Origin of the sequence: Sutterella sp., from assembly GCF_052272535.1 — a bacterium.
GTDB lineage: Bacteria > Pseudomonadota > Gammaproteobacteria > Burkholderiales > Burkholderiaceae_F > Sutterella.
On record NZ_DAVZJY010000099.1, the window covers coordinates 1 to 8,501 of the forward strand.

The 8,501-nt window shown below is 63.4% G+C and carries 7 protein-coding genes; all 7 read right to left on the minus strand.

Annotated elements, in window-relative coordinates:
* Window positions 1–110: 110 nt before the first annotated feature.
* Window positions 111–998 carry a M14 family metallopeptidase gene (locus tag ACT6Y9_RS06340; protein ID WP_295480639.1) on the minus strand — a complete coding sequence of 296 codons (888 nt, stop codon included), beginning with the start codon at window positions 996–998 and terminating at the stop codon, window positions 111–113.
* 35 nt (window positions 999–1,033) lie between these two features.
* Complete coding sequence (locus ACT6Y9_RS06345) at window positions 1,034–1,936, minus strand: ABC transporter ATP-binding protein (RefSeq protein ID WP_295480641.1); 903 nt, start codon at window positions 1,934–1,936, stop codon at window positions 1,034–1,036.
* Window positions 1,926–2,765 carry an ABC transporter ATP-binding protein gene (locus ACT6Y9_RS06350; protein WP_295480643.1) on the minus strand — a complete coding sequence of 280 codons (840 nt, stop codon included), beginning with the start codon at window positions 2,763–2,765 and terminating at the stop codon, window positions 1,926–1,928. Before ACT6Y9_RS06350 ends, ACT6Y9_RS06345 begins: the two co-directional genes overlap by 11 nt.
* Window positions 2,765–3,589: a nickel/cobalt ABC transporter permease gene (opp1C, locus tag ACT6Y9_RS06355; RefSeq protein WP_295480645.1), complete on the minus strand. Its 825-nt coding sequence runs from the start codon at window positions 3,587–3,589 to the stop codon at window positions 2,765–2,767. The genes ACT6Y9_RS06350 and opp1C overlap by 1 nt, the downstream gene beginning before the upstream one ends.
* A complete protein-coding gene (opp1B, locus tag ACT6Y9_RS06360; RefSeq protein WP_295480647.1) occupies window positions 3,590–4,534 on the minus strand; it encodes a nickel/cobalt ABC transporter permease in 945 nt (314 codons plus the stop codon).
* A 247-nt stretch (window positions 4,535–4,781) separates the two neighbouring features.
* On the minus strand, window positions 4,782–6,389 hold the full coding sequence (gene nikA / locus ACT6Y9_RS06365) for a nickel ABC transporter substrate-binding protein (RefSeq protein ID WP_443743902.1): 1,608 nt from the start codon (window positions 6,387–6,389) through the stop codon (window positions 4,782–4,784).
* Between the two features lie 941 nt (window positions 6,390–7,330).
* Window positions 7,331–8,501 (minus strand): sensor histidine kinase (locus ACT6Y9_RS06370; RefSeq protein WP_443743903.1); only part of this gene is annotated, 1,171 nt, incomplete at its 5' end.

Genomic DNA, 8,501 nt, shown 5'->3' on the forward strand with positions numbered 1-8,501 from the left:
CACCCGAAGATGCGAGGGTTTCTTGTTTAGAAAACCGGCAGGCGGCCCGTTCGGGGCAAACTGGGGTCGGGAAGAGCGCCGCCGGGGACTGGCCGCCCGTTCCCTCTTCGTCACCCGAGGGCGACGAGGTCGCAGCCCGCGGGAGCCGAGAGCGTGACGGTCATGTAGAGAACGCTGCCGTCGTGAGGTGCGGTCACAGTGTCAAGCACTTCGCCCGCGAAGTTCTCGATCCGGCCGAGCGTCTCGCCCGCCTTCACGAAGCTCCCGGGCCTGACGTTCGGGAACCAGAGGCCCGAACGCGTGCTCGAGACGTAGCTCGCCGCCGGGGCCTCGCGCTGCGCGGTGTTCTTCACCGCCTCGCCTTCGATGACGCCGAGGAACGCGAGGATCGACTTCATGTCGGCCATGTAGGCCTCGACGTCGGCTTCGTTCCAGAGCCCGAGCGAACCCCGTTCGATGAGGATCGAAGGCGTCCCGCGGATCGCGGCGCTGTTGTAGGCGCCGGTGGACGCCTGCGAGAGGACGCGCACGGGCACAGAGAGGTGCTCAGCCGCTTCACGGGCGCGCCGGGTGACCTCGAGCGCGCAGTTCCCCGGCACGTAGACGTAGGGCCAGAGGTCCTCGAAGAGGTCGCCGCCGTGGAGGTCGATGTAGAAATCCGCCTCGTCCTGGAGCTTCGTGATCGCCCAGGCGCGGCGTTGCGACGCCGTCCCCTCGGGGTCGCCCGGGAACATGCGGTTGATGTTCTCACCGTCCTCGGGGTTCACGGCCTTCGCGCGGGCGTCAAATGCCGCCGGGTTGACGAGCGGCACGACGGTGACCTCGCCCGCGGCGATGACTTCCTCAAAGAGCGCGGTGAGCCGGCGCGCGGTGAGGATCCCGGGGTATTCGCTCCCGTGGATGCCCGCGGTGATGAGCACCTTCGGGCCCGGACGGGCGCCCCGGAAGCGCAGGACCTGAATCCCGGTGCCGGGGAGGAGTTCAAAAGTTTCAGCCATCGGAAAACTTCCCTTTCCTGGTGGTTGGAGGGTGGTTAGAAATACGCCTGCTGCTCGACGTGCAGGGTCGAACCGTGCTCGGCCCCGACCTCCTCGTCGCGCTCCATCCTCGCCTCGGCCTCGGCGTCGGGCGCGTAGTGCACGCCGATGCCCATCACGGCCTTGAGGAGGTCCTGCGCATACGGATTCTTGATCTTGGAGATGCGGCGCATGTCGTCAACCTCCTCGACGAAGCTCCCGTTGTGCAGGAACCGCACGCGGTCGCAGAAGTAGGTGATCGCGGTGAGGTCGTGGGTGATGAAGACGTAGGAGAGGTTGAAGTCCCGCCGGAGGTCCTTCAGGAGGTCCATCACCTGAATCTGCGTGGCCGCGTCGAGCGAGCTGATCGCCTCATCGAGCAGGATGAAGCGCGGATGGAGCGCCACGGCGCGCGCGATGCAAACGCGCTGGAGCTGTCCGCCCGAAAGTTCGTGCGGATAGCGCGTGAGGAAGGACTCGTTGAGGCCCACGCGCTCAAGAAGTTCGATCGTGCGGCGCTTCTGCTCCTCCTTCGTGATGCGCTCGCCCTTCAGGCGCAGCGCCCGGAACGATTCGCCGATGATGCCCTGCACGCGGAAGCGCGGATTGGCCGACGTCGTGTAGTCCTGGAACACGATCGAGATGCCCTGCTCGATCTTCGCGCGCTCCTCGCGGGTGTGGCGCCCGTAGAGGCTCACGCCGTCAAGGCGCACTTCGCCCGAATCGGGCGCGAGAAGGCCCGAAAGAACGCGCCCGAAGGTGGACTTCCCCGAACCCGACTCGCCGATGATGCCGAGGCACTCACCCTCCTCGAGCTCGATCGAGAGCCCGTGGAGCACCTCCTGGCGCTCGCGCCCGAAGAGCTTCGTCTGGTTTTCCTTGCGGAACGACACGCGGATGTCTTTGGCTTCAAGCAGCATGGACGTCTTCTCCTCGAATGGCGCGGCTGAAGGTGTTCATGACGGCCGTGTGGCGGTCGATGAGTTCACGGGTGTAGGGGTCCTTCGCATGCTCGAAGATCTCCTCGGGGAGTCCCCGCTCGACGGCGAGACCCCGGTGCATCACGACGAGCTTGTCGGAGATGAGGGATAGGACGCCCAGGTCGTGCGAGATGAAGATCATCGCGGCGGCGCGCGACGCCTTGATCCGCATGAACTCCTGCATGATCGCGTACTGACTGATGGAGTCGATCGCGGTGGTCGGCTCGTCGCAGATGATGAGCGAAGGCTTCAACGCGATCGCGAGCCCGATCATCACGCGCTGGAGCATGCCGCCCGACATCTGGTGCGGGTACTTCTTGAGGACCTCCTCGGGATTGCGGATCTTCATGAGCTCGAGGATCTCAATCGACTTCCCGCGGATCTCGCGGCGGCTCCACGTGGTGTGCTCGGCGAAGGTCTCCGCCATCTGGTCGCCGATGCGGTAGAGCGGATCGAAGCAGCTCATCGGGTTCTGCAGAACCATGCAGATGTCCGAGCCCCTCAGGCGCCGGAGCGCTTCGGGCGACCGGTCGAGCAGACTCTCGCCCTTGAAGAAGACCCTGCCCTTCACCTCGAAGTTGCGCTCGAGGAGCCCGAGCATCGCCTTGGTGGTCATGGACTTGCCCGAGCCCGATTCGCCGAGGATGCCGAGGCATTCGCCCGGAGCGACCGAAAAGCTCACGCCCTTGACGAGTTGGGCGGACTTGTTGTCCTGGTGGAACGTGACGTGCAGGTCCTGCACGTCGAGAACGGGTGTGGGGGCGGACATCAGAGACGAACCTCCTTCGGGTCGAGGGCGTCGCGCAGACTGTCGCCCAGAAGATTGAAGACGCCGACGAGAACGACCACGGCGATGCCGGGGACGAGCATCTGCTCGGGATTGGAGACCATGACGTTCTTGGCTTCATTGAGCATCGCGCCCCATTCGGGCATCGGCGCCTGAACGCCGAGGCCGAGGAAGGAGAGCGTCGAGATGTTGAGGATCGCCCAGCCCGTGTCGAGGGACGCGAGCACGGCGAGCTCCGCGGCGATGCACGGCAGCATGTGGTGCGTGAGGATGAAGTAGTTCCCCGAACCGATCGAGCGCGAGTAGAGGATGAAGTTCGACTCGGTGTACTTCACCACCGCCGTGCGGATCATGCGGGCGTACCACGCCCACTTGATGAAGATGTTGGCGATGATGACGTTCTCAATGTTGACGCCCATCAGGGCGACGACCGCGAGGATCATGATCTGCGAGGGGAAGGAGAGCATCACGTCCACGACGCGCATGATCGCCTCGTCGATCGGGCCGCGGAAGTACCCCGCGAGGACGCCCATCAGAAGCCCCAGGCCGATCGTGCCCGCCATCGTTAGGAGCGAGAGGAAGAAGGTCGGTCGGATGCCGTAGAGCATGCGCGAAAAGACGCAGCGCCCGAGCTGATCGGTGCCGAGCGGGTACTCCCACGAGGGGCCGGCGAACTTCATCAGAATGTTGTTCTCATACGGGTCGTGCGGCGCGAGCCACGGCGCGAAGACGCCCGCGAGAACCGTGATGATGATCACGGCGAGGCAGAACTGCGTCACCGGATTCCTCAGAAAAACTTTCAGCATTTAGGCGGTCTCCTGCTTGCGCAGACGCGGATCGACGGCGCACTGGATGATGTCGAAGAGAAGGTTGAAGACCACGAAGAGCACGCCCATCATGAGGACGTAGGCCTGGATCACGGGGTAGTCGCGGTTGAAGATCGAGGTGATGCAGAGCTTGCCGAGACCGGGCCAGGCGAAGACGTTCTCCACGACGATCGTGCCGGCGATGAGCTGCGGGATCGACATGCCGATCGCGGTGACGCAGGACTGGAGCGAATTCTTGAGGACGTGCTTGACGAGAATCGCGCGCTGCTTCAGGCCGCGGACCTGCGCGTAGAGCACGTAGTCCTCGCGCATGTTCTCGAGCATGTTGTTGCGGATGAGGCGGATGTAGGTTGAGATGTAGGTGAGCGCCACCGTGAAGGCCGGCAGGATCAGGTGCCGCCAGCTGCCCGCGCCGCTCGTCGGCAGCAGGTCGAGCTTGATCGACACGAACCAGATGAGCAGCAGACCCACCCAGTAGGCCGGCATGGCGGTCGTGGCGAAGACGACGCCGCGCATGATGCGGTCGAACCAGCTGTCCTTGTAGACGGCCGAGAGGAAGCCGATCGGGAGGCTCAAGACGATCACGTAGACGAGGGAGAGGCCCGCCAACCAAAGCGTGGCCGGCAGGCACCGCCCCAACTCACCCAGGACGGTGCGCGAGGGGTTCGTGTAGCTCACGCCGAAGTCGCCCTGGAGGCAGTTCCAGACCCAGTCGAGGTAGCGCACGAAGAACGGGCGGTCAAGACCGAGCTCTGCGCGCACCTGCGCGATCGCCTCGGGCGTGATCACCGGCGTCTGGCGCACGCGCAGCGCCACCTCGGCCGGATCGGACGGAATGAGATTGATGAAGACGAAGCAGAAGAAGGAGATGACGAAGAGGAGCGGAATCGTCGCCAAGAGCCTTCGGATAACGTATTGACGCATCAGAACATCCCGCAGTCCGCCCCCATGAAGGAGCGGACCGCTCGAGAAGGAGAGAATTGTGCGTGTGGGGGGCGGGCGTGCGCAGAACGTGCGCCGCCGGCCTCCTCCGGGGGGATCCCCCGGGAGGACGCCCAGGTTCGCGAAAGGCCGCAGGACTTCGGGGGCCCCGGGTTCGGGAGCGCCCGCAGACGCCCTGCGGCCGATAAAACGCCGTCCCTCAGTGGACGGGAGCGGGCGGGAGCGGCCGCTACTTCCAGTACATGTCCGCGAAGGGGATCTCGTACTGGTTGGAGAGGAACCCGACGCCGCCCAGCTCGGCGCGGAAGAGCGCCTTGTTGGTCTCGTAGGTGACCGGGATGTAGACCGCGTCGTCGTGGAGGTGCGTCAGGACGTACTTGTAGAGGTCCTTCCTCTCGGCCTCGTCCGTGCTCGTCAGGATCTTGGTGATGCGGGCGTCGATTTCGGCCTTGTCGGGCAGACCGAGCTGGGCCTCATAGTCGCCGTAGACGCGCTGGCGCATGGCGGCGAGCGAGGACTGCGGATCGTACGGAGCGCCCCAGCAGATGTTGAAGACGGTGTCGAACTTGCCGTTCTTCATGTTGTCGCGGTAGGACTGCTCCTCTTCGCCGCGGATCGAGAGCTGAACGCCGATCTTGCTCCACTCGCTCTGCAGGAACTCCGCAATCGTCTTTTCGGAGACGGAGTTGGAGTTGTAGAGCATGTCGAACGCGAGGACCTTGCCGTCCTTCATCATCGGGGCGCGCTTGCCGTCGCGCTTCCAGCCGGAGGCCTCAAGCAGCCTCTGGGCTTCCTTCATGTCGTAGGCGAAGGGCTTGAGGTCGATGTTGCAGTACGGCATCGCCTTGGAGTAGAGCGTGTCGGCCGCGGGTTCGAAGCCGTGGAAGACGCCCTGGCTGATCACGGCCTTGTTCGAGGCGTGCTGGAGCGCTGCGCGGACGTTCTTGTCCTTCAGGAATTCGTTGGTCGTGTTGAGCACGATCTGGCGCGTGGAGGTCGGGTCGGACACGGCGACGCCGAAGTCCTTGCTGTTGCGGTACTTGTTGAGGGCGTCCGCATCAACCATGTTCTTGCCCCAGATGAGGTCCACCTCGCCCTTTTCGAGCGCGAGGATGCGGGTCTGGTTGTCCGGAATCACCTTCACGATGATGCGCTTGATCGAGGGCTTCTTGCCCCAGTAGTCGGGGTTCGCCTCGAAGACGGAGTATTCGTCGACCACGTGCTCCTTGAGGATCCAGGGACCCGAGCCCACGAAGGCCTTGAGGCCGTTCTTGGTCTTGCCGTCCTTCATGACGTTGGGCGAGACGAAGGCGAAGGGACGCGTCACGGCGAGCTCGGTGAGCATCGGGTAGTACGGCTCCTTCATCACGATGCGGAAGGTCGAGGCGTCCGGCGCCTCCACCTTGACGAGCAGCCGCATCATCTCGAGCCAGGAGTGGCGGGTCTTGTTGTCAATGAGGGCGTCAAAGTTCGCCTTGACGGCATAGGCGTCGAGTGGATGACCGTCGGTGAACTTCAGGTTGGGACGGATCTTGAAGGTGTATTCGCGGCCGTCCGGGCTGATCGTCCAGCTCTCGGCGACGGCGCCGTGGTACTCGCCGTCGTTGCCGAGCGTCACGAGGCCTTCGAAGAGCATTTCCTGAGCAAACATCTCGCCCGCGTAGAGGTGCGGGTTGAGGTCGCGCAGATCACGGAAGTTCACGAAGACGAGCGTGTCGCGGTCGTGATCAACGGCGGCCATCACGGCAGGGGCAGCGGAGAAGAAAAGCGTGCCGGCGGCGACGGCGGCGCAGGCGGCTGAGATGAGCGAGCGGCGCTTGAATCGGAGGGGCTGCATTTGAAGTTCGGTCCTTGTTGTTGGATTTGTCAGGAAGCTACGTGAGAATAATTCTCGGTTCGGGATTCTATTTACACCTGCTGACATTCGCAAGGAATCTCCTATGCTTACCGCGATTTTTTGACGTCAATCAATTCCTTTCAGATTATATGCCCAGCTTTTACAGTTGCATCAATATATTAGACCTGTATGTGTTTGGCGCACCAAACAAAAGTCGACGCATCAAATAAGAAGCACCCTCATTACGCTCAGACCGATGGAGCCACTCACCACCACTTCATCCCTTCGGATTCACGCTTATAGGGGTTGTGCGCCGTATGTCAAGAAATGCAGTTATGGTGTGAAGCAACAATCCTGCGATTGCAATGTTTCATTGTCCATGAATCGTATCGCGTATGTCGCTATTGACATCCTCTCCGCCCTGAAGGACGGAGATTCCCTACTGAGCCTTCAAGCGTTTTTAGGCGCTTGAGGAGCTCTTCGGATGGGTTCGTGCTGCTGACCTGCGGATCTCTTTCGAGAAGGCCGATTCACTTGAGCTGCAGCAGCTCCCCACAGGCTCTGATGCGCTGCCCGCGCCCGAGGGCGCGGATTCTTCTGAAGAAACGCAGCTCGGGCGGGAAGCGTGAAGGCGCGGTGCGGTCGCGCTGAAGTCGGGAGGAATTCGTCTGCGATGAGGGCCGCTGATGAGAGGAAGAAGCGCGGCGGAGAAGTGCTTCGGAAAAGCGCGGACGCTGAAAAGAGAAGCGCCGCCACGAAGCTCTACATCGCAACGGCGTTTCTTGGAGGGGCCTTACGGTGCCCTTTTCCTTGAGATCTAATATAGCACGTATTCAGAAAAAATCAAGGGTCGTTGTCGTGCGTTGCCTGCTTTTCGGCGCGTGCGGAATGCCTCGCGAGCGTGCCGCCGCGCCCCGGGACAGGGCGTCCGGGAGCCGGAATCACAGCGAATCGGCGCGTTTTTTGGTTAGATCTGTAATGAGGCCCACGCAAAAGGCATTTCCTTCGCTCGCGCTTTCAAGCGTCACCCGCCAGCCCATGCGCGCGCAGATGCGCGAGACGATCGAGAGTCCCAACCCCGCGCCGTCCGCGCGGGAGCGCTTCGCCGCGTCGCCGCGCTCAAAGGCTTTGAAGAGCCGTTCGCGGTCGGCAGGCGGAATCGGGGGCGACGTGCTCGCCACGACCACGCCCGTCGCGGTTTCGATCACCGTCACGGAACCCTGCTCGGTGTAGGCGACGGCGTTTCTCAGGAGGTTCGAGAGCACGACCCCGAGCATCCCCGGCGAATAGGCGCCCGGACACTCGGCCTCGCGCCGCACCGTGAAGTCGAGCCCTTTTTCCTCCGCAAAGGGCCGCCAGAGGTCTTCGGCGCGCGCGAGGATCCCCGAGACGCGGTCGGGCGCATCATGCGCGGAGGTTTCCGTGACGCGGGCGAATTCAAGGAAGACGCCGAGGAGCATCCGCATGTCGGCGGCGTTTTTGCGGATGCGCTCGACCTGCGTCTGCTGCCGCTCGTCGAGGTTCGTGAGCTCGAGGAGCTCCGAAGAGGTTTCAATCACCATAAGGGGCGTTCTGAGCTCATGGCTCACGTCGCCCGTGAAGGCCTTTTCGCGCGCGAGCGCTTCATGGAGCCGCCTGAGGCTCCCCATGCAGATCTCAGCCAATTCGCCCACCTCGTCGCGGGTCCTGAGCTCCGCGGGAAGCTCCCGCCAACCGCCCGCGGCCGAGGCCGCCTTCACGGCTTCGGAGAGCTTCTCCACCGGCTTCATCACGCGCTTGGCGAGCCACCCGCCCGCAAAGGCGCCGACGAAGAAGACGAAGAAGATCGAGAGCACCATGACGAGAAAGAGCGTCTGCTCCTTCTCTTCGAAGCCCCCCTGGTCGCGGACGATCATCAGGTCGCCGCCCTTCCACTCGGAGCGGTAGACGAAGGCTGCGGGGTGTTCGATGAGTTCGGTGAACCCCTGCCCCACGCCCCGGAATTCGGGCGGAATGGGCTTGAGCCCCCCGCCTTCGCCGTAGATCTCGGTGTTCGGGGCCTCGCGGGGCGTCTCCCCGCGCTCCAACTGTTCGCGGGCGAGCAGCATGTCGTCGTGCATGACGCCCGAGATG

Bases quoted from the DNA above. Each gene is read 5' to 3' on its own strand.
- ACT6Y9_RS06340 (WP_295480639.1), bottom strand. From the start codon at position 998: ATGGCTGAAACTTTTGAACTCCTCCCCGGCACCGGGATTCAGGTCCTG.
- ACT6Y9_RS06345 (WP_295480641.1), bottom strand. From the start codon at position 1,936: ATGCTGCTTGAAGCCAAAGACATCCGCGTGTCGTTCCGCAAGGAAAAC.
- ACT6Y9_RS06350 (WP_295480643.1), bottom strand. From the start codon at position 2,765: ATGTCCGCCCCCACACCCGTTCTCGACGTGCAGGACCTGCACGTCACG.
- opp1C (WP_295480645.1), bottom strand. From the start codon at position 3,589: ATGCTGAAAGTTTTTCTGAGGAATCCGGTGACGCAGTTCTGCCTCGCC.
- opp1B (WP_295480647.1), bottom strand. From the start codon at position 4,534: ATGCGTCAATACGTTATCCGAAGGCTCTTGGCGACGATTCCGCTCCTC.
- nikA (WP_443743902.1), bottom strand. From the start codon at position 6,389: ATGCAGCCCCTCCGATTCAAGCGCCGCTCGCTCATCTCAGCCGCCTGC.